This window comes from Zwartia hollandica, assembly GCF_019923725.1.
Lineage (GTDB): Bacteria > Pseudomonadota > Gammaproteobacteria > Burkholderiales > Burkholderiaceae_B > Zwartia > Zwartia hollandica.
Window position 1 is genome coordinate 18,791 of record NZ_JAHXRI010000025.1, and the last position, 20,094, is coordinate 38,884.

Consider the following 20,094-nt stretch of genomic DNA (forward strand, 5'->3'; position numbering starts at 1 on the left):
GATGTATGTTTACGTTACCGTCTGGATTGTCTTGCTTGTGTGGGCATCGCTCATCGATCTAAAGGAGTTCAGACTTCCCGATTGGATCACTCTGCCGCTCATCGTAAGCGGCGTGATATTCAACACGTTTAGTACAAATAATTTTTGCTCAACCGCTGAGGCATTGCTTGGCATCATGATCGGGTATGGATTGCTACGGTTAGTCGATGAATGTTATTTTAAAATTACAAAACGACGAGGGATCGGACAAGGTGATGCAAAATTGCTGGCAGCGATTGGAGCGACTTTAGGCTGGCAAGCAATCTTTCCGATATTGTGTTTTGCCTCGATACTCGGGTTTATTGTTGGCCTAATCCTCATTAAATTCAAACGTTTGACGCTTCAAAATCCCATACCCTTCGGGCCATTTTTGAGCATATTCGCCTGTGCGTTTATTCTTGATAAAGTGCTATTGGCTGGGCCTTAAATCTTTTGCTGAACAACCCGCCTGCTTTCAGCGGCCATGCCATCCGATATTTCTTTACGTTTACGGTTGTAAACACCCCAAGTAATGTTTCCTTGATAAAGATCTAAGCGATTTTTTTGAGCCGCTGGAAACGCAACCAGTTTGTTGTAATCGGCCATCTGCTTGTTTGCGGCCGATGTTAAAGCCAGCGCTTCGTTCATTTCGTTAGCAAGTTTGTCATACGCCTGGGCCCAGGCGTTAAGAGCGTTTTTTTGCGCTTGAGTGATTTTGGTTCTGTCGGACATCATGGCAAGGCTCAATTCGCTGGGTGTGCAAAAGGTCTTGGCAAAGTACGTCGCATACTCTGGTTCAATACAGAGTGATTTTATTTTTTTGCTCACGGCGATGACGGCTTCTAGCGGTGAAGGCTCTTCTGCTGGCGCAGGGTTTAGGATACTGCCACCAGGGGGAACTGCGCACGCGCTGAGCAGCATGACTAGAAGTATGGCAAGTGCGCGCATAGGCTCTACAAGATAAGTGCACCAATGGTGATGTTCAAAGAATTAAGTTTGGCCAACACAAGTACGGGCCCTTGGAAGCAACCATAGTTGACACTATATCATAGTGACAAAAATGCTATTTTGTTAGATATAGTGTGGCGCGCTGAACTTTGGCCGTAGAGCATGTCAAATTCGACCCCCCTTTTGTTGGGGAGGCGGGCGTTGATACCTTCATCCGCCGCTCAAGTAGCAAATAAAAAAACGCCCCTTAGGGCGCTTTTCTACTTCTCGATCCGCTTAATTGACTTTAATGCCGGCTTTTTCAACGACCGGTTTGTACATCGCTAGGTCACGTTTGATTTCGTCACCAAACTCAGCCGGTGTTGTATTTGCCGCTTCGATTCCAGAGCCAAGTAACTTTGCTTTAACTGTCGGATCCTGCAAGACGGCATTGATCTCTTTGTTTAACTTGGCAACGATGGCAGCGGGTGTTTTTGCTGGAGCCATGACACCGACCCATGAGTTCAGTTCAATCCCAGGGATACCCGCCTCTTTAAAGGTTGGAATGTCAGAGTAGGCTGCCGAGCGGGTTGCGCTTGGCACACCGAGGGCCACTAATGTCCCAGCTTTTAAGTGTTGATTGATGGAGGCAGCCGAAGCAAAAGTCAACGGAATGTGTCCTGCCAAAGCGTCGGCGACAGCAGGGCCACCGCCTTTATATGCGACATGCACAAAATTGGAGTTGGACTGTTGTTTGAGCAGTTCGCCGGCTAAGTGCACGATACTGGCATTACCCGACGTGCCATAAGAAAGGCCACCGGGCGTGCTGTTTGCCAAGGCCACCAGTTCTTTCAGGGTCTTTGCCTTCACATTTGGATTGGCCGCCAAAATAATGACGGAGTTACCAATTTTTGCGATCGGCTCAAAATCCTTTAGTGTATCGAAGCCAATCTTAGAATACGCATGGGGGTTAATTACCAAGGTCCCATCCAGCGCTAAAAACAGCGTGTAGCCATCGGGCGCCGAGGTCGCTACTTGCTGGGCACCAATATTGCCGGAGGCACCGGGCTTGTTTTCAACTATGACTTGTTGACCCAGTCGTTTGGATAAGCCCTCGGCGACGATGCGACCACTCGTATCAGTCACGCCGCCAGGCGCGAAGGGCACCACAAGCTTAATCGCTTTAGTAGGGAAAGCGTCTGCTGCTTGCGCTTGCGCCTGACCGCCTGTTAGACCAATCCCTGCCACCGCCATCAGCGCTGCACAGAGCTGTTTAACAGGTAAAGTTTTCTTCTTCATTGTTGTCTCCGTAAGCCAAGCCATAATAACCATGACGCATACTATACACATTAGGGAAGCCTAAAGTGGCTATGTCAGGATTGAAGAATTTATATTGTATAAAGACCCCACAAAGCTATCCGTATGAGTTGATTCGTCAATTAGGAAACTATTCATGAGTACTGCAAAAGCAAAACACAATAAAGTCATGATTACCTGTGCGGTGACAGGCGCAATACATACGCCGACGATGTCGCCCCATTTGCCCATTACAGCGGATCAGATTGCGGATGCCGCTTTGGAGGCACATGCTGCGGGCGCAGCTTTGGTGCACCTGCATGCGCGAGACCCTGTCAATGGTCGCCCCGATCAGCGCCCTGAGGCCTTTACGCCTTTCTTGAAGCGCGTCAAAGACAATAGCAATGTCGTGATCAACATTACGACTGGTGGCGCGCCGACGATGAGTGTGGAAGAGCGCCTTAAACCCTGCGCATATTTCAAACCTGAGGTCGCCTCTTTAAACATGGGTTCAATGAACTTCGGTTTGTTCCCGATGCTGGCGCGCTATCCAAAGTTTCAATTCGATTGGGAAAAGCCTTACTTAGAAGAGTCGGATGACCGGATCTTTAAAAATACGTTTCGAGACATCGCAAATATTCTGATAACGTGCGCGGCTAATGGCACCCGCTTTGAAATCGAGTGTTACGACATTGGGCATCTGTATACGCTGCGTCACTTTGCAGATCGTGGTTTAGTCAAACCACCATTTTTCATTCAATCCGTTTTCGGTATCTTGGGTGGAATTGGGCCGCATCCAGAAGACGTCGCTCACATGAAGCGTACGGCGGATCGTTTGTTCGGTAACGATTACTATTGGAGCGTCTTGGGTGCGGGACGAAATCAGCTGCCGATCGCGGCGCAATCTGTAGCCCTCGGTGGGCATGTGCGTGTTGGCCTGGAAGATTCGCTTTGGATAGGCCCAGGAAAACTGGCCGAGAGCAATGCCATGCAAGTACGCGCGGTGCGCCAGGTGATTGAGGGGCTTGGGTTAAGTGTTGCCTCTTCTGACGAGGCGCGCGAGATGTTGCAGCTCAAGGGCGGCAACGATGTTAACTTTTAATGCCCTGAGCACAGCTCCGGTCTCGAGTGAAGATGACTTGTCGCAAGGGTTGTTGGCTCAGCAAGCACATTGCTCGCCAAAGTATTTCTATGACGCGTTAGGGTCAACATTGTTTGATGCGATTACGCATCTACCTGAATACTATTTGACACGAACTGAGGCGGCCATTTTTACTGAGCATGCTGAGGCGATTCATGCGCAAATCCCTGCGCAGGCGGCATGGCTTGATCTCGGCGCGGGGAGCTGTGAGAAAGCAGCTCGCTTGTTTGAGCGTACTCCCCCAGGTTTATATGTCGCCGTAGATATCTCACTAGACTATCTCACTGGTACGTTAGAGCGGTTGCAACGCGAGCATCCTCAGGTTCCGATGGTTGGTGTGGGGATGGATTTTTCAAGCGACTTAACGTTCGCGCCCGAGCTACAAGCGCAGCTTTCAGCGAAACCTGTCTTTGCGTTCTACCCAGGCTCTAGTCTGGGTAACTTCGATCCTGTTCAGGCCTTAGGTTTTTTGCAACGTATCGTCGGGGTATGCAAAGCTGCACGACCCGGCTCAGGCTTGCTGATAGGGATCGACCTCGTGAAAGACGCTGCGGTTTTAGAGCGCGCGTACGCGGATGAGCTTGGTGTGACGGCCGCCTTTAATCTAAACGTACTGAGGCACGTGAATAGCTTGCTTGGTGCTGATTTTGAGGTGCGCGACTGGGAGCACCTAGCGAATTTCAATGTAAAAGAGTCACGTATCGAAATGCATTTGCAGGCGCGTCGTCAAGTGACTGTGTCGTGGCCTGGCCATCAGCGTGTTTTTCAAAAAAACGAAACGATTCACACTGAAAATTCGTATAAATGGACAGTTGAAAAGTTTTCAAAACTTTTGCTGTCGGCAGGCTTTACGCAAACTCAACACTGGACTGATCAACAAGAGCAGTTTGCTGTATTTTGGGCTAGCTAAGGGCAGACGCGCCTAGAGCGCACAGGTTCTGAAGCCTGAATAGATGTCGCAGCGCTCGGGTGTAAAAAAATTGCGGTACTGAACATGGCGTAAAGCGCGGTGGGTTGCGCGGGCCGCGCCGCGGAGCACTTTGCGTGTTCCAAACCAAGGTGCAGAGTATTCGGCATAGGGATGCACGACGAAACCCTCGAAGGGCTCAAACGTATCTTGTGTCCATTCCCAGACCTCACCCCAGTTAAAGTTTGCGAGAGTGCGTGCCGCACAATCCCACTCGGCTTCGGTTGGCAGTCGACATTGCGCCCAGGTGCAGTACGCTTGTGCGTCGTCCCAAGAGATGTGAACAGCTGGTGCTTGCATAACCATAGGCGCCCAAATACCAAAAGTTTGCACCTCGAAGCTTGACCCCACATGACGAACATAAGGAGGCAGTCTATGGCCCGTTGACACAATAAATGTCATGTATTGAGCCCAAGAAACAGGCTCGAGACTGATTTCAAATGCCTGAAGTGCGACGCTGCGAGTACCTAGTTCATTATCAAAACAAAAATGGTCGGATGCCGAGCCGAGTGTCCAGTGCTGTGAGGGTAGCTTCGCTGTCGTGCTTTGCGATGCCGATCTGTGTATGGGCGCGCTGTATACCCATGCTGCGTCAAAGGGGATGGAAAGTGCTTGCGCCATATAGACGCCTGCCTCGAGATGCATCGCTTCGTGTTGTAAGACGAGCCAATAAAAGTAAACCGCTGGGTCGTCGTCTAAGGTGTTTTGTAAGAGCGTGAGGGTCTGCTCTAGTGTTTGCGCTGCATAAGTCAAGCACTCATCGCTGGAGGGGTATCCTTGCCCCCAGCGCGTTTCGTGCTGTACTTTAGCGCTGTCGTACCATTGATCTGCCTTAGCGAGCACTGAATTTTGTTTAGGAAGGCCGCTTCGCATTGCGACTCCTTCACTGCGTGTCGGGTTGCGCGCGATCCAGTATTCTTGAAACCAAGCTATGTGACCAAGTTCCCAGAGCGGCGGATTGAATTCTGGTTTGTAGGGAATGTGAAGTTGTTTTGCACGCGCATAGAAGCTAAATGAATCTAGAGTATGCGCGCGCATTTCCTGCAGTGCGGCAGACAGCTCTTTGGTATTAGCCTCACGCATCTTGGTTTAGTTACTCTTCATGTTGACAGCTGCTCAAATTCGCAAGCCCAGAGTTGTTATTGTAAGTCCGGCACTGGCAAGCGCCAATAATGGTAATTGGCAGACGGCTAAGCGTTATGCCAATATGCTTTCGACAACTTGTATGGTCCGCATTGTCAATGAATGGGATGGTGCCCGAACAGATGACGTGTTGATTGCCTTGCATGCTCGGCGCAGTTATTCATCGATAGCTGCCTGGTATGCTCGGCGAGGTTCTGAGGGCCTATGTGTGGTGCTCACCGGTACCGACCTCTATCGGGATATCAAGCAAGACCCTCAGGCACAGCAGTCCCTGGGTTGGGCCAAAAAGTTAATCGTGTTGCAACCAGCGGGGCTGGCCGAGTTGCCAACGAAGTTTCAAGATAAAACGCAGGTGTTGTTTCAATCGACGAGTACTCGTCAGACCTTGCTCAAAACGAGCCGTCATGTGCGAGCGGTTATGGTGGGGCACTTAAGATCAGAAAAATCCCCTCAGACTTTTTTCGAGGTGGCTACGTTATTAGCCGAGCGTAGCGATATTGAGCTGCGTCATATCGGTGGCGAACACGATCAGGTTTTGGCACAACAAGCGCACGATACCGCAGCTAAGCATCCGAACTATCGGTTTTTGGGTGCTCGCAGCCATGAGCAAACTCGACGCTATATTCAGCGTTCGCACGTTCTTGTGCATCCGAGTGTGATGGAAGGCGGGGCCCACGTCATTATGGAAGCTGTCTGTAGTGGCGTTCCTGTGTTGGCCTCCCGCATTGCAGGCAATATTGGAATGTTGGGCGAAGACTATGTTGGATTTTTTACAGTCGGTGATGCGCGCGAGCTCGCGAGACTGCTGATCCGCTTTAGAGAAGACTTGTCGTTTGCTGCGCAATTACAAATGCAGTGCGCACAGCGTGCATATTTATTTGAGGCCGCTCGCGAGAGCAGTGGATTGATTACAATTGTTGAAAACCTAATACTCAAGGAAGCATGATGCCTAACAATGAACCTCGTTTGACCTCGCTCTCGCATGGCGGTGGCTGTGGTTGCAAGATCGCGCCAGCGGTCTTATCTGAGATTTTAAAAGGTACCTTGCAGATGCCGATTCCTAAGGAGTTGATGGTAGGGATTGCGACGGCAGATGACGCCGCGGTCTATAAAATCAACGATGAGCAGGCGTTGATTGCAACAACTGATTTTTTTATGCCAATCGTCGACGATCCCTATGACTTCGGTCGCATTGCGGCAACTAATGCAATCAGCGACGTTTACGCGATGGGTGGAAAGCCAATCTTGGCTTTGGCGTTAGTTGGAATGCCGATCAACGTCTTGTCGACTGAAACAATCGGCAAGATCCTGGCCGGGGGAGCTTCGGTGTGCAACACCGCTGGGATCCCAATTGCAGGAGGGCACACGATTGATTCCGTCGAGCCGATCTATGGTTTGGTAGTACTGGGCTTGATTCATCCCGATCGTGTCAAGCGCAATGATGGTGCGCGTGCTGGTGATGTGATGGTGCTTGGTAAACCTATCGGTGTTGGAATTTTATCTGCGGCACTCAAAAAAGAAGCGCTTGATGCAGCAGGCTATGCGTCGATGCTGACGAATGCAACCAAACTCAATACACCAGGCCCGGAGTTAGCTGAATTGCCCGGCGTGCACGCGTTGACCGACGTCACGGGGTTTGGTTTGGCGGGTCATGCCTTAGAGATCGCTCGAGGCGCGAAGTTGACTGCCAATATCAATTGGGCTGACGTACCGTTGCTGCCAGATGTTTCTGAATTGATCAAAAAGGGCATGGTGACGGGTGCTTCAGGCCGCAACTGGGAAGGCTACGGTAAAGAAATCACACTGGGCTCGGGCTTGCCAGCAGAGTGTCAAACGTTGTTGTCTGATCCGCAAACAAGCGGTGGCTTGCTGGTGTGTTGCTCACCCGATACGGTGCCAGAGGTGCTCGCTGTGTTTAAGCGTCATGGTTTTGATGATGCTGCTGTGGTGGGCCATATCGGCGAGGCACAGGCTACCCGTTTGATGGTCAGCTAGTGTTGAGTCGGTCTCGCTGGGTGCTCAGGCTGGCCTGTTGGGCGCTAGCAGCGTTTTCGTTGCCAGCGCTGTCTCAGCCTTTGGTGGTGGGCTCTAAGCGCTTCACGGAATCCTACATCTTGGGCGAGATTGTCAGCCAGTCAGTTGTCGTCGCAGGTCAAGACCGGGTGCGGTTAAAGTCTGGTTTAGGTAATACGGGGATTTTATTATCTGCTTTGCTAAGCGGCGAAATAGATCTCTACCCGGAGTACACCGGAACGATAACCCGCGAGATCTTAAAAACAGAGCAGGCGCTGTCACTAGAACAAATTAACGAACGCCTGGCACCGCTTGGGCTTCAAGCCGGTGTGCTGTTGGGTTTTGACAATTCTTATGTGCTCGCAATGCGGCGTGAGCAGGCGCAAGAGCTTCAAATAAAAACGATTTCGGATTTAACTAAGCATCCGCGACTCGTGCCGGGTCTATCGCACGAGTTTATTGGGCGCAAAGATGGTTGGAAAGGTTTGTCAGAGGCCTACCAGTTAGGTGGGATGTCACCGCGTGGGCTTGATCATGGGCTTGCGTATGAGGCGATCGTTGCAAAGCAGATCGACGTAGTAGACGCCTACGGCACGGATTCGAAGTTAAAACGTTACGGTTTGACGATACTGCAAGATGATCGGCGGTTCTTCCCGACGTATGAAGCATTACTGTTGTATCGGGCGGATGTGCCGACTAAGTTTCCAGAATCCTGGAAAATCATCCAAACCTTGGAAAACAAGATTTCACAGGGAATGATGCTTGATCTCAACACCCGTGTTGAGATCGAGGGGCAAACCTTCGCTGCCGTGGCGCAGCAATTTTTATTGCAACAGAAAACGGATCAAGCGCAGGGCACCTCTAGTGGCGTGAACTCGAGCGACGGTCAGCGGGTGAGTACCCTGCAGTCATTTTCGCGAACACTGTTTGCACCTGACTTTTGGCGTTTGGGTGCACAGCATATTTTCTTAGTGCTGTTCTCCTTGCTTCTGGCTCTTGTTGTTGGCCTCCCTTTGGGAATAGTCTGTTTTTATTGGCCCCGCACCGGGCAAGCTGTCTTATCTGTGATTGGCGTTATTCAAACCATCCCATCGTTAGCACTACTAGCATTTTTAATTTCATTGTTCGGTCTCATCGGGACCATACCCGCGATCGTGGCGTTGTTCTTGTACGCTCTGCTACCTATCGTGCAAAGTACCCACGCAGGGTTCAGTGAAATTTCTTCCTCAATGCGACAAGCGGCTACCGCGCTTGGTCTTGGCTTTAGACTCCGCTTATTTTTGATTGAGCTGCCCCTTGCACGCACAATGATTTTGAGCGGCATTAACGTCGCGGCCGTCACAAGTGTTGGTACGGCGACGATCGCAGCCTTTGTGGGCGCAGGTGGCTTTGGTGAGCGCATCGCACAGGGTTTAGCGCTCAACAATACGTCGATGTTGCTTGCTGGTGCAATCCCGTCAGCGACCCTTGCGCTGCTGATACAGGGTGGTTTTTATATCTTTGAACGCAGGCTGGCAACTAGCAGGCGTTAAGTGCTCTGTATCAGGTCTTGTTGCGATGCTTGAGTATCTAGGCAACATGCCTTGCAATATAAAACACTCCAGCAAAGCTTACGCCGAGTACGGTGGTCATCCAGGCAATCATTCTCCAGGTGCAGTGGGTGATTTCTTTATGAATGGCGGCGGTCAGTTTTAGCTCTAAGTTTTTTAGGTCTTCTTTTGTAGCTAAAGTTGGCAAAATTGCGTCAAAGCGTGTTTCAAGTGCGGTCATGCGGTTTTCCAAAACAGAATCCTAAGATGCGACGTCAGCCAAGATGCTAACTTGCCGTCGTATGTTTGAGAAAAGTATCGCCGAAAACTAGCTATTCGTATGAGTCCCGTTACACTTATTACCATAATTAGTACATTTAGCTCCAGCTCTTCTTGGGAATCATTTGATGACGAACACTGTCGGCGTAATTGGTCTGGGCAATATGGGTCGTGGCATGGCGCTATCGCTCGAGCGTGGCGGTTTCTCTGTCATTGGTACAGATGCGCTTGCTTCAACGCGGGACGCACTTACAAAAGAAGGTGTCGAGGTCAGGCAGACCATCGGCGAGGTGATCGCGGCGTGTGATTTAGTGATTCTTTCCTTGCCTACCGCGGCGATTGTTGAGGACGTTGTCGCGGGTGCCGACGGAATCCTTGCGCATGCCCGCAAGGGTGTGTTGGTGATTGATACCTCGACCTCGCATCCTGACACGACCCGTCGTTTGGCAGTCAAGCTCGAAGCCGCGGGTATGAGAATGCTGGACGCGCCAGTAAGTGGTGGCCCCAAGGGTGCGATCACAGGCACTATGGCCATGGTCATTGGTGGAGACGCTGCAGATCTAGCGAGAGCAGAGCCGGTCTTGGCTGCCATGACGGCCAAACGTGTGCACGTTGGCGCCATCGGTGCAGGACACGTTGCAAAAATTGCGAATAACTTATTTGCTGCTGCGCATTTGCTGGTTGCAGGCGAGGTCACCCGTATGGCAGAGAAGGCGGGCGTACCGACTGATCAATTGCTTCAGGGCATTAATGCGGGATCGGGGCGCAGTTTCATTACTGAGCATAGCTATCCGACCTGGATCATGAACGACAAGTTCGACTCCGGTTTCACAATGAAGCTGATGCGCAAAGACGTGCGCTTGTCGCAAGAGCTGATTGGCGCGCTGGGTGTGGATTTGCCGCTTTCTGCAAAAGTGGCGGAGCTTTGGGCAAAGAGCGCAGACTCCATTGCAGACGATGAGGATTTCAACAGAATCGTTGAGCTAGGTACACGTTGATCTAAGTTCTCGCAGTGCCCATTAATCTTATATATGCATTAGGTGAGTCATGAGTCTGAATCAAACTGAACAGTTATTAGCCGCCTATAAGACCTTTTTTGCAGATGGCGTGGTTGGCTCTTACGTGAATGGCGCGATGCTGTTGGGCGAAGCCGAACCCATTAAGCTCATTAACCCGGCAACGGGTGATGTGTTTTTGCAATATCAGGATGCAGGTGCTGGGGTCGCTAAGCAAGCGGTTGCGGCTGCAATCGCCGGACAAACGGTCTGGGCTGCCCTGAGCCATGCCGAGCGGGGCCGTTTGATGCAAGAAGCCGGAAGGCTACTGCGCGCAAATATTGAGGCGCTCGCGCAGCTGGAGTCAGTCTCAGCAGGCAAGCCAATCAGGGACTGTCGCGGCGAGGCGCTGCGTGTCGCAGAAATGTTTGAATACTATGGCGGCTGGACAGACAAACTTTATGGCAACGTCATTCCTGTTCCGAGTGGTCACCTCAATTACACCCGACGCGAGCCCTTTGGCGTCATTCTGCAGATCACACCTTGGAACGCACCCTTAAATACCTGTGGCTGGCAAATTGCGCCGGCAATGTGCATGGGTAATGCTGTAGTGCTTAAGCCCTCTGAGCTCACCCCCTTGAGTTCCCTTGCAGTGGCCAAGCTCGTTGAGCAAGCCGGTATCCCCAAAGGAGTCGTAAACGTGTTGGCGGGGTACGGTCACACAACTGGGCAGGCTGCGCTAAGCCACACGGCAGTGAAGAAAGTTGTCTTCGTGGGCTCACCTGCGACAGGCGGCAAGATTGCAGCAGCTGCTGCAGTGCGCGGAATACCTTGTTTGTTAGAGTTGGGCGGTAAGTCCGCCAATATCGTGTTCGAAGATGCTGACTTAGATCGTGCCTGTATTGGCGCGCAGGCAGCAATCTTCGGTAATGCAGGGCAGAGCTGTGTGGCGGGCTCACGGTTGCTGGTGCAGCGTAGTGTTTACGATAAGTTCGTGAAGATGGTGGCCGATGGCGCAAGCAAGCTACGCGTCGGTGAGCCGACCGCGGCAGAAACTGAAATTGGTCCGATTCAGAACGCCACACAATTCAAACATGTCATGAATATGATTGAGACGGGCGTACGTGAGGGCGCTGAGGTTGTCAGCGCCTCTGCTGTCACCGGAACAAACAGTGCTGGTTATTTTGTGCGACCAACCGTTCTTAAAAATGTGACGAACGACATGGCTGTTGCACGTACTGAAATTTTTGGTCCCGTGGTTGTTGCGATTCCCTTTGACACTGAGGAAGACGCAATCCGGATTGCAAACGATAGTGACTTTGGTTTGGCGGGTGCCGTTTGGACAAAGGATATTGGGCGTGCCTTTCGCGTAGCGGGTCAAGTCAAAGCAGGCACGTTCTGGGTCAATATGTATAAGGTGATTAACGTGGCCTCACCTTTTGGTGGGTTTGACGCTAGCGGCTATGGGCGTTCAAGTGGCGTTGAAGCGTTGCATGAGTACACGCAGGTTAAGAGTGTTTGGGTCGAGACCGCTGCGCAGCCGAATCAGCCATTTGGGTATGCGCCGTCTCTTGATTAAGTCTGGTTTTTGCAACAACACAGGAGTATTGTGTTGTTGCAATGAGGTACGTTATTTTCTCAGCACATAGATTCTGGAACTAAGACAACTTTATACAAATTGGAGTTCGGTCATGATTCGTCGTTTATTGTCATTATGTTGTGTCGCGATGTTTGCGTTAGTGGGGATGTCCGCCACGTCTTTTGCGAATCCGGCTTGGCCCACAGCACCGATCCATATCGTTGTTCCGTTTCCACCTGGTGGTAGTAATGATGTCATCGCCAGACGCTTGGCAGATCGTTTGAGCAAAGCGTTTGGTCAGACAGTTGTGATTGAAAACAAAGGTGGGGGAGCAGGAACCATCGGTTCGCAAGCTGTTGCGATCTCAAAGCCGGATGGATACACCTTCTTGTTTATTTCAAGCTCAATCTCCACTTCAGCTGCCGTACAAAAAACGCCGTATGACCCACCCAAGGCGTTTATGGGTGTCGCACAGGTAGCGCGTTCGCCGTTTGTGGTGCTTACAAGCAAAGATTTTCCAGCCAAAGATATCAAAGGTTTGATCGCTTATGCCAAGGCGAATCCCAGCAAGATTAATTTCGGCAGTGCGGGCTTAGGCGATAGCACGCAAATGGCGACTGAGCTCTTTAATGAAACCTTTGACATCAAAATGACTGCAGTGCCTTACAAGGGCATCTCGCCGGCCCAGTTAGATCTGGTAGCAGGGCGCCTTGACATGATCATTACGACCATTGCATCGATAAAAGGTAACGCGGCAGATAGTCTGCCAAAGCTTGCCTTCACCGGAGCCAAACGTGAACTGGACTACCCAAGCATTCCTACCGTGATGGAGGCGACAGGCACTCCGTTTGACGTGGACGTTTGGTGGGGATTGTTTGCACCCGCAGGTATTCCGCCTGCGATCCTACAAAAGATGAATGCAGAAGTGAATAAGATCGTAAAAGAGCCAGATTTTGCAGATTTCCTCAAGACGGTTGGCGCCTCGCCGGCAACTGGTACGCCAGAGTCTTTTCAGCAACTGATGGTTAAAGATTTAGAGCGTTGGCGTGCGATCGCGAAGCGTGCGGGTGTGCAGTAGCCGAGGTTCGCAACTTAACGATAACGGCTCGAATAATGATAGGAGACTTTAAGTGAGTGATCGTGCGCGACAGGCCGACATAGATGCGATTCAGACGGCTTTGCAACAGACCAGTGAACTCTTGCATCAGATTGTGTCTCGCTCTGATATCAAGCAGATTTCTGCTGAAGTTTTACGGCTGAATGAAGCAGTGCGACGCGGTGCCGCAGGTCGCATTCAAAGCGGGGATCATCCGCAAGATTTTGCAATGATGCTCTTGGCTGAGGCAGATGACACAAATCGAATGGGTTGATCACTATGCAACTAACGTTAAATCAGCCTTCGGATATTCTAGAAGCTTCAATTAGTGAGGTTGGCGCGCGTTTAAGGCGCAAAGAGTTAAGTTCAGAAGAGTTAACGCGGCATGCAATTGATCGTGCTGTGCAGACTCAGCCAACGCTTAATGCCTTCATCGACATCTGGGCAGACAGTGCGATTGCGCAGGCAAAGCAGCTCGACCTTGAGGCCGCCTTAGGGAAATGGCGAGGGCCTCTGCATGGCATCCCCCTCGCACACAAAGACTGCTTTGAGCGGGAGGGTCTGCCCATGACGGTAGGCTCAAAGGTGACGGGCAAGGATCTTGGTCGAACAACTGCGTCTGCTTTGCAAAGGCTAAACCAAGCTGGGGCAGTGGATTTGGGCCCGCTCAACATGAATGAAATGGTTGCTGGGCCGACTGGACAGAACCCACACTTCGGCGATTGCCGTAACAGTTGGGACCCAGACCGTATTTCTGGTGGGTCTTCAAGCGGTTCTGGTGCGGCGGTAGGCGCTGGGGTGATCTATGGTGCGCTCGCCTCTGATACGGGGGGATCAACGCGGTTGCCGGCGTCGATGAATGGGTTGTTTGGAATGAAGGGGACGTACGGACGTGTTTCTCGTGCCGGTTGCTTTCCTCGGGCATTCTCGTTGGACTGTGTGGGGCCTATCGCCCGCACCGCTCAAGATTGTGCGATGTTGCTACAGGTTTTAGCAGGCTGGGATCCACGTGACGCCTCCAGTATCGATGCGCCAGTACCTAACTACCCTGCTCTTATCGAGAATGCAGGTCAGGGCAGTCGATGGGCCGCCTTGGAAGGTATCGCTTCCTATCATCCAGACATTAGTCGCGCTTTTGAGTCGTTCATTGAGGTCGCTCAAAAAAGATTTGGACATGTTGATCGTGTTCGCTCTGATCAAATTGCGACGTGTTATGCGATGGCCGATATTTTTTCTAAAGTTGAAGCTGCGACGTTGCATGGCCAGTGGATGCGAGAGAGACGTGAACTTTACTCGCAAGCCGTATTTTCTAGGACAGAGCCCGGTCTGCATGTCCCTGCTGTACGCTACCTTGAGGCGCTTCAGATGCGTGCAAAGATACTTCATGAGTTTCTGCATGGCACGATGCGAGATTTAGATATCCTTGTGTGCCCGACCATGCCGATACCGGTTCCAACCCATGAGGAAGCCGATGTTGAGACTCCTGGCCGCGTGTTTGGTGTTGTGACTGCGTTAACGCCACTCGTTCGCCCATTTAATTATCTAGGGCTGCCCTCGCTCACTATGCCAATCGGAGTCGATAGCGCGGGGATGCCTATTGGTGCTCAATTGGTTGGCCGACCTTTTGCAGAGGCTCGTTTATTGTCTGTCGCGCATCAATTGTCGGCGGATATCGGTTGGGATCGTTTGGCTAACATGAAAAGAGCGCAAGCATTAAAGGAAAAAAAATAATGAGCACCCTTTGGGAAAAGTTTTTAACAAACGAAGATAGAGCCGTACTTGCGCGCGGTAAGTTCGGTCGGAGAATGGGATTCGGGCAGCAACCCGCCGTGTTGGTGATCGATGCGCAACGCTATATGGTGGGTTCTGTAGAAGATGAAAAAAGCTGGCCATCAAGCTGTGGTGAGGTGGGACGTGAATCAATGCGTTATATCGCGCAGATCGTGCAGGCTGCCCAGCAAGTGGAAGTGCCTTGTATTTTTACGCGTTTCGAAATTGATCCCTCCGGTGCGGATATGGGAGTTTATCGACGCAAGAGAGATTTATTGCAGTCTGACAAATGGTGTCTAGCGGGCACGCTGGGTGCCGAACTTTCCCCGCTGCTCGCACCCACAGAACGAGACCTCGTCTTTGTTAAAAAGAAACCAAGTGGTTTTCATGGAACACCGCTTTTAGGTTATCTGATTGACCGTGGCGTGGATACGGTCATCGTTGTTGGTGGGGCAACAAGTAATTGTGTCCGAGCGACTGTTTTTGATTGTGCCTCTTATAACTATCGTGCCATCGTGCCGCAAGAAGCTGTATTTGATCGCATTCCAATTTCCCATGCGATTTCGCTCTTCGATATGGATCGTCAGTTCGCTGATGTTTTGCCTACCGCTGAGGTGATGGACTATTTGTCGGCGTGCCGTGGGGGCCGATTTGAAGCGGGTCGTTCTAATAAATGATGCGAAGTAAACTTTTCGTACCGGCGTCGAGACCTGAACTTTTTACGAAAGCGCTGTCCTCGGCCGCTGATGCGATCTCCTTCGATTTGGAGGATGCCGTAGAGGAAGGGCAAAAAGGCTTTGCACGGCAAGCACTAGTTGATTTTTTTAAAACCAGTCAGGCGCAAACGACTAAAGCAATTGTCGTCAGAATCAATGCAATGGACACGGCACATTGCTCTGCGGATCTCGAGGCAGTGGTCTGTTCGGCAGTTCACATCATTAATTTGCCAATGGTCGAGTCAGCTACCGCTGTTCGCGATCTCAGTGCGCGTATCGGCAAACTCGAGACGGATAGGCGTCTGACGCGTCCAATCGGGATACTGGTCAATATCGAATCACCCAAAGGGCTGCGTCAAGCTGCAGAATTAGCACTGGCGGATCCACGTGTGGTGGGCCTGCAAATCGGCTTTGGCGACTTGTTTGGACCCTATGGGATCGTGTCTGGCGAGCCCTCTGCAACGCAAGTCGTGAGAGTGTTGGTCAAAATGGCTGCCGCTGAAGCGGGCATAGAGGCCTATGACGGTGCCTATGTGGATATTGCAAATCCTGACGGGTTCACGCTTGATGCTCAGGCAGCCTACCGTTTGGGATTTGCGGGTAAGAGTTGCATTCATCCTTCTCAGGTGGGATTGGCGAATGCGGTGTTTCGACCCTCGGAGCAGCAAATTCAACAGGCACTGAGGGTTGTTCAGGCTGCCAAAGAAAATCTTGCCAGAGGCGTTGGTGCTTTCGTCGTGGATGGACAGCTCGTTGACGGCCCGCTGATTACACGGGCCGAACGAACTGTTGCTTTAGCGCGCCTTGCTGGCTTGATTTGACGGTAGCGAACGGTCTCTATCCTGCGGTCGCGCCCGTTGAGCGCACGACATCCCCCCACATCTTGATCTCGGCAGCAACAAAAGCTCTGAATTGTTCAGGAGTGCTGGATTGAACAATCGCCGCCTGCGCTGCAAAAGTCTCCTGCACGTCTTTCATCGCGGCAATCTTCGCGCAGGCAGCTGAAAGTTTATCTACGATTTCTCGTGGCGTCTTTGCTGGAGCAAACAAGCCATTCCAAGACGTAATGTCAAAATTTGGAACGCCTGCTTCGGCCATGGTTGGAACATCGGGCATCAGTGCTAAGCGCTTAGGCGCAGCGACTGCCAAGGCCCTGAGCTGTCCTGACTGAACACTTGGAATAGCGGATAGAGCCGTTTTGAAACCAAAGTCCGTCACCCCGCCTATTGTGTCCGTCAGCGCAGGCGCTGCTCCCTTATACGCGATGTGAGCGATGTCAAGCCCGAACCGCTGCTTGAACATTTCACCTGCGAGATGGGGTGTCGTGCCGACGCCCGATGAGGCGTAGTTCATTTTTCCGGGGCGCTCTTTTGCGTATTGGATAAGTTCCTGCACAGTTTTGACGGGTAGCTTAGAAGACGAGACGAGAAGCGCTGGTGCGCTCGAAATATTGGATATGGCTTCGAAGTCTTTGAGCAGGTCGTAGCCAGGATTTTTAAAGAGCGACATATTGATGGCGTTTGCGACTGTGCCCAAAAAAAGCGTGTAGCCGTCTGCGGGGGATTTAGCCGCCAGTTCTGACCCGATGTTTGAGCCACCACCTGGTTTGTTTTCAATCACGATCCGTTGGCCGATAATTTCCATCAGCTTTGCCGAAACAATTCGAGCGGTCACATCGGTTGAGCCACCGGGGCCGAAGGCGACGATCAATTTAATTGTTTGTGATGGCCATTTAGAGACAGAGCTCTGCGCCAGAGCCGGTACGCTAACGACTGCGCCTAGCGCTAATCCACCTTCGATAAATTTTCTGCGATCCATAATATCTCCTCGAGTAATTGGGCTTGCTTTAGTAATTGAGAGTTCTGAATAAACATCTTGTTAAGACGCCGTCGATCAGTACTGATCGAACATGCGTTGTATTTCGGTTGAGTCTGTTGTTTTAGTTAATGCTAACGCTAACAGAATTCTGGCCTTTTGAGGATTTAAATTATCGGCTCTCAGGAATCCCGCTTGAACTATTTTGCTTGGTCCGAAGGTTCGACCAGAACCTGCGCGCGAAGACATGACCACCTTGATGCCTGCTGCGACCGCCTCCTTCATTGCAATATTCTCTTCCGGTGACATCAGACCGGGCGCAAAGGCCGCGCCAATGATGCCCTTGGCTCCTCCTTGAATGAAGGCGCGTGTCGCCATGCCGTCGCTTCCGGCGTAGTGGTATGCGATCTCGACGCGTGGAAGTGCATCAAGAGTACGGATATCAAATTCCGTGTCAGGATTGTGGCGCCTAAGGGATTTTCGGTAGAACACAACACGATCCCCATCGGCATGGCCCAAGACCCCAAAGTCTGGAGATCTAAAAGTTTGTAAGCGCGCTGTCGAGGTTTTGCTTACTTCGCGCGCAGCATGTATTTCGTCGTTCAAACAGACCAAGACGCCTAAGCCACGAGCCTCGGGTGTTGTAGCAATTCGCACAGCGTTAAAGATGTTTAGTCCAGCATCTGACGAGAGTGCACTCGCCGGACGTTGTGCGCCTGTGATCACGACGGGGAGGTCAGTCTTGAGGGTTAAGCTCAACGCATAGGCAGTCTCTTCTATTGTTGCGGTGCCATGCAGGATCACAATACCTTGTAGGTTGGGTGTGCTGACCAGTAGCTGATCAATCATTAATGCTAGTTTTTTCCAGTGCGGAAAAGATACTGCAGTGGAGGGAAGGGTATCAAACTGAACGGGTATGACGTTAGCAATCGTTTTTGCTTGGGGAAACTTTTCAAGCATTTCTGTTGCGTTTAGTCGCGTCCCCGTCGCCGTGTACTCGAAGAGGTCTAGTTCGCCATTTGCGCTGATGGTTGTCAGAGTTCCGCCGGTACTGATCATGGCGATTGTTGGTTTTGCACTCATTCTGTTCTATCTCCGAGAAATGATATTTTTTATATTCGGCGGTGGCATACAAGTAAAGCGTTCTAGAGGGCTTTACTTGTCAGTATGTAAGACTCAAGATACTATTTCTTCATAATACAAACAAGCATCTAGGAGACGCATGATGGATAAGCTAGAAAAATGGCGTGGCTTTGTTCCTGATCACGAGCTCGAGACTTACCGCAAAGGTGGATTCGCGCAGCGGATTGGCATGGGAGAGCGTGTGGCATTGCTCAATATCGATACGACGCACATGTTCGTTGATCCAGCGTACTCGATGTGCGGACGAGATATGGATTCAGTTAAATCTTCCTTGATTCAACTGACGCAGGCTTTTCGTCGACTCGATTTACCGATTTACTACAGTCGACGCGATGATCGGAGTCATCCGACCTATCGTGGAGCCTGGAACTATAAGTTGGCAGAGCCGGACTCTTTTCAGTACACACTCGATCCTCGTGCTGATGAATGGCCGGAGGAATATGCACCAAGGGCCGTCGATCGGGTCGTCTTCAAGAATAAACCTTCGTGTTTTTTCAGCACCCCGCTTGAGGCATTTTTACGTTACGACAAAGTTGATACGCTGGTGATCTGCGGAATCTCTACCTCTGGCTGTGTCCGCTCTGGGGCAACGGATGCGTTTTCTCATAATTTCCGAGTCATTCTTGTAGATGAGGCTTGTGGTGATCGTAGTCCTCAGGCACATAAAGCGAACATGTTTGATTTGGATATGAAGTTCGCCGATGTCGAGTCGATGGATTACGTTCTTGCAGAGCTAGATAAAAAATTCGGAAAGTAGACGAATCCTAGAAAAAAGATAGAGCAATTTTTACGAATCTAATTTCAGGACAATTCGCCACGAATTGTCCTTTTTTTTGCTCCTGCGGTTGTGGGTTTGTGAATACTTTTAGTGGACCTTTTACCTTTTGATGTGGACCACACATTCCCCTTCGCTGACTGTGTACGTTCAAGGTCTACACCATATTGGTAGATATCTGGACGATATTGAACGGAGATCCATTCGACCGGTCGGTCTGCTAGGTCATAAACAACCCTTTCAGATACCAGAAGTGCTTCGCCACGTTCGATGTGCAGGGCGCGTGCTACCGCTGCCGTTGCGTTTTTTGCACTGATCACCTGTTCCGCTCTACCAATAACAATGCCCGCTCCTTCCAGCAGTTCTAGCAAGGGTTTGGCCGACATTTGCTCCGTCTTGATTTGTCGCGTGACCACTTGTGGCAGATAAGTGACGGCGTAAGAGAACGGCACGCCATCTAAGCTTCTAACGCGCACTGACCATAAGACAGGTTCACCTCGTTTTACTTTCAGCGTCCGCGCGACATCTTCAGTAGCGGCGATCGTCTCGTGGGACAGAAGCTCGACTGTTGTCGAGTCACCCATCCTACGATTGTTTTCAATCATGCCCTCAACACCGGCTAATAGGTGGGTGCTCGGCCGATAGGCGGCTACACGAGAGGCCTTGCCTTGTTGACGACTAATTAGGCCTCGCGCAGAGAGTTCATCCATCGCGCGACGCGCTGTGATGCGGGAGACATTAAGCTCTTTCTCGATCTGACTCTCACTCGGGAACAAGCTGCCTGGCGGGAAAATACCGTTTTGAATGCAGTCTCGTAGGTGAGAGTAAATTTGGTGGTAGAGCGGCGTTGGTAGAGACTTACTTACATTGAAGTTAGACCATTTCATATGTA

The 20,094-nt window shown here is 51.1% G+C and carries 20 protein-coding genes and 1 pseudogene; 14 read left to right on the top strand and 7 right to left on the bottom strand.

Annotated features, from left to right (window positions below; all coding sequences use genetic code 11):
* Window position 1 precedes the first annotated feature (1 nt).
* Complete coding sequence (locus KZZ10_RS14530; RefSeq protein WP_259662264.1) at window positions 2-466, top strand: prepilin peptidase; 465 nt, start codon at window positions 2-4, stop codon at window positions 464-466.
* Here the strand turns inward: KZZ10_RS14530 and KZZ10_RS14535 are convergent.
* On the bottom strand, window positions 463-966 hold the full coding sequence (locus KZZ10_RS14535) for a hypothetical protein (RefSeq protein ID WP_259662265.1): 504 nt from the start codon (window positions 964-966) through the stop codon (window positions 463-465). The two genes, KZZ10_RS14530 and KZZ10_RS14535, sit on opposite strands and share 4 nt — an antisense overlap.
* A gap of 276 nt (window positions 967-1,242) precedes the next feature.
* Window positions 1,243-2,244, bottom strand: coding sequence for a Bug family tripartite tricarboxylate transporter substrate binding protein (locus KZZ10_RS14540; RefSeq protein WP_259662266.1), 1,002 nt, complete (start codon window positions 2,242-2,244; stop codon window positions 1,243-1,245).
* Between the two features lie 154 nt (window positions 2,245-2,398).
* Between KZZ10_RS14540 and kce the strand changes: the two genes are divergently transcribed.
* Together kce and egtD are read left to right on the top strand one after the other, a co-directional pair.
* Window positions 2,399-3,343: a 3,5-dioxohexanoate:acetyl-CoA acetone transferase gene (gene kce, locus KZZ10_RS14545; protein ID WP_259662267.1), complete on the top strand. Its 945-nt coding sequence runs from the start codon at window positions 2,399-2,401 to the stop codon at window positions 3,341-3,343.
* On the top strand, window positions 3,330-4,292 hold the full coding sequence (gene egtD / locus KZZ10_RS14550; RefSeq protein WP_259662268.1) for an L-histidine N(alpha)-methyltransferase: 963 nt from the start codon (window positions 3,330-3,332) through the stop codon (window positions 4,290-4,292). The genes kce and egtD overlap by 14 nt, the downstream gene beginning before the upstream one ends.
* A 12-nt stretch (window positions 4,293-4,304) precedes the next feature.
* On the opposite strand, the gene senA is transcribed toward egtD, so the two are convergent.
* Complete coding sequence (gene senA, locus KZZ10_RS14555; RefSeq protein ID WP_259662269.1) at window positions 4,305-5,432, bottom strand: selenoneine synthase SenA; 1,128 nt, start codon at window positions 5,430-5,432, stop codon at window positions 4,305-4,307.
* 19 nt (window positions 5,433-5,451) lie between these two features.
* Between senA and senB the strand changes: the two genes are divergently transcribed.
* Genes senB through KZZ10_RS14570 form a run of 3 tightly spaced genes read left to right on the top strand, consistent with a single transcriptional unit; the run spans window position 5,452 to window position 9,037 of the window.
* On the top strand, window positions 5,452-6,438 hold the full coding sequence (gene senB / locus KZZ10_RS14560; protein ID WP_259662270.1) for a selenoneine biosynthesis selenosugar synthase SenB: 987 nt from the start codon (window positions 5,452-5,454) through the stop codon (window positions 6,436-6,438).
* The gene (gene selD / locus KZZ10_RS14565) at window positions 6,435-7,487 is read left to right on the top strand and encodes a selenide, water dikinase SelD (protein WP_259662271.1); all 1,053 of its coding nucleotides are present in this window, start codon (window positions 6,435-6,437) and stop codon (window positions 7,485-7,487) included. The genes senB and selD overlap by 4 nt, the downstream gene beginning before the upstream one ends.
* A gap of 2 nt (window positions 7,488-7,489) precedes the next feature.
* A complete protein-coding gene (locus KZZ10_RS14570) occupies window positions 7,490-9,037 on the top strand; it encodes a glycine betaine ABC transporter substrate-binding protein (protein ID WP_259662272.1) in 1,548 nt (515 codons plus the stop codon).
* A gap of 37 nt (window positions 9,038-9,074) precedes the next feature.
* Here the strand turns inward: KZZ10_RS14570 and KZZ10_RS14575 are convergent, their stop codons facing one another.
* Window positions 9,075-9,275: a hypothetical protein gene (locus tag KZZ10_RS14575; RefSeq protein ID WP_259662273.1), complete on the bottom strand. Its 201-nt coding sequence runs from the start codon at window positions 9,273-9,275 to the stop codon at window positions 9,075-9,077.
* A gap of 157 nt (window positions 9,276-9,432) precedes the next feature.
* Here KZZ10_RS14575 and KZZ10_RS14580 point away from each other — a divergent pair.
* The 7 genes and pseudogenes from KZZ10_RS14580 to KZZ10_RS14610 all read left to right on the top strand — a co-directional run.
* Window positions 9,433-10,311 (top strand): annotated as a pseudogene (locus KZZ10_RS14580) (NAD(P)-dependent oxidoreductase); the annotation flags it as partial.
* Window positions 10,312-10,360: 49 nt separating this feature from the next.
* The gene (locus KZZ10_RS14585; protein ID WP_259662274.1) at window positions 10,361-11,887 is read left to right on the top strand and encodes an aldehyde dehydrogenase family protein; all 1,527 of its coding nucleotides are present in this window, start codon (window positions 10,361-10,363) and stop codon (window positions 11,885-11,887) included.
* Between the two features lie 112 nt (window positions 11,888-11,999).
* On the top strand, window positions 12,000-12,965 hold the full coding sequence (locus KZZ10_RS14590; RefSeq protein ID WP_259662275.1) for a Bug family tripartite tricarboxylate transporter substrate binding protein: 966 nt from the start codon (window positions 12,000-12,002) through the stop codon (window positions 12,963-12,965).
* A 52-nt stretch (window positions 12,966-13,017) separates the two neighbouring features.
* Window positions 13,018-13,257: a hypothetical protein gene (locus KZZ10_RS14595; protein ID WP_259662276.1), complete on the top strand. Its 240-nt coding sequence runs from the start codon at window positions 13,018-13,020 to the stop codon at window positions 13,255-13,257.
* A 5-nt stretch (window positions 13,258-13,262) separates the two neighbouring features.
* Window positions 13,263-14,714, top strand: coding sequence for an amidase (locus tag KZZ10_RS14600; protein WP_259662277.1), 1,452 nt, complete (start codon window positions 13,263-13,265; stop codon window positions 14,712-14,714).
* On the top strand, window positions 14,714-15,430 hold the full coding sequence (locus KZZ10_RS14605) for a cysteine hydrolase family protein (protein ID WP_311133561.1): 717 nt from the start codon (window positions 14,714-14,716) through the stop codon (window positions 15,428-15,430). The genes KZZ10_RS14600 and KZZ10_RS14605 overlap by 1 nt, the downstream gene beginning before the upstream one ends.
* Window positions 15,427-16,290: an HpcH/HpaI aldolase/citrate lyase family protein gene (locus KZZ10_RS14610; RefSeq protein ID WP_311133562.1), complete on the top strand. Its 864-nt coding sequence runs from the start codon at window positions 15,427-15,429 to the stop codon at window positions 16,288-16,290. The genes KZZ10_RS14605 and KZZ10_RS14610 overlap by 4 nt, the downstream gene beginning before the upstream one ends.
* A gap of 16 nt (window positions 16,291-16,306) precedes the next feature.
* Here KZZ10_RS14610 and KZZ10_RS14615 read toward each other — a convergent pair whose 3' ends face one another.
* Window positions 16,307-17,287: a Bug family tripartite tricarboxylate transporter substrate binding protein gene (locus tag KZZ10_RS14615; protein WP_259662278.1), complete on the bottom strand. Its 981-nt coding sequence runs from the start codon at window positions 17,285-17,287 to the stop codon at window positions 16,307-16,309.
* Between the two features lie 75 nt (window positions 17,288-17,362).
* Entirely contained in the window at window positions 17,363-18,367 is a 1,005-nt protein-coding gene (locus KZZ10_RS14620) for an asparaginase (protein ID WP_259662279.1), read from the bottom strand.
* 139 nt (window positions 18,368-18,506) lie between these two features.
* On the opposite strand from KZZ10_RS14620, the gene KZZ10_RS14625 reads away from it, so the two are divergent.
* Complete coding sequence (locus tag KZZ10_RS14625) at window positions 18,507-19,184, top strand: isochorismatase family protein (protein WP_259662280.1); 678 nt, start codon at window positions 18,507-18,509, stop codon at window positions 19,182-19,184.
* Window positions 19,185-19,228: 44 nt separating this feature from the next.
* Here KZZ10_RS14625 and KZZ10_RS14630 read toward each other — a convergent pair whose 3' ends face one another.
* Window positions 19,229-20,089, bottom strand: coding sequence for a GntR family transcriptional regulator (locus KZZ10_RS14630; protein ID WP_259662281.1), 861 nt, complete (start codon window positions 20,087-20,089; stop codon window positions 19,229-19,231).
* Between the last annotated feature and the right edge of the window lie 5 nt (window positions 20,090-20,094).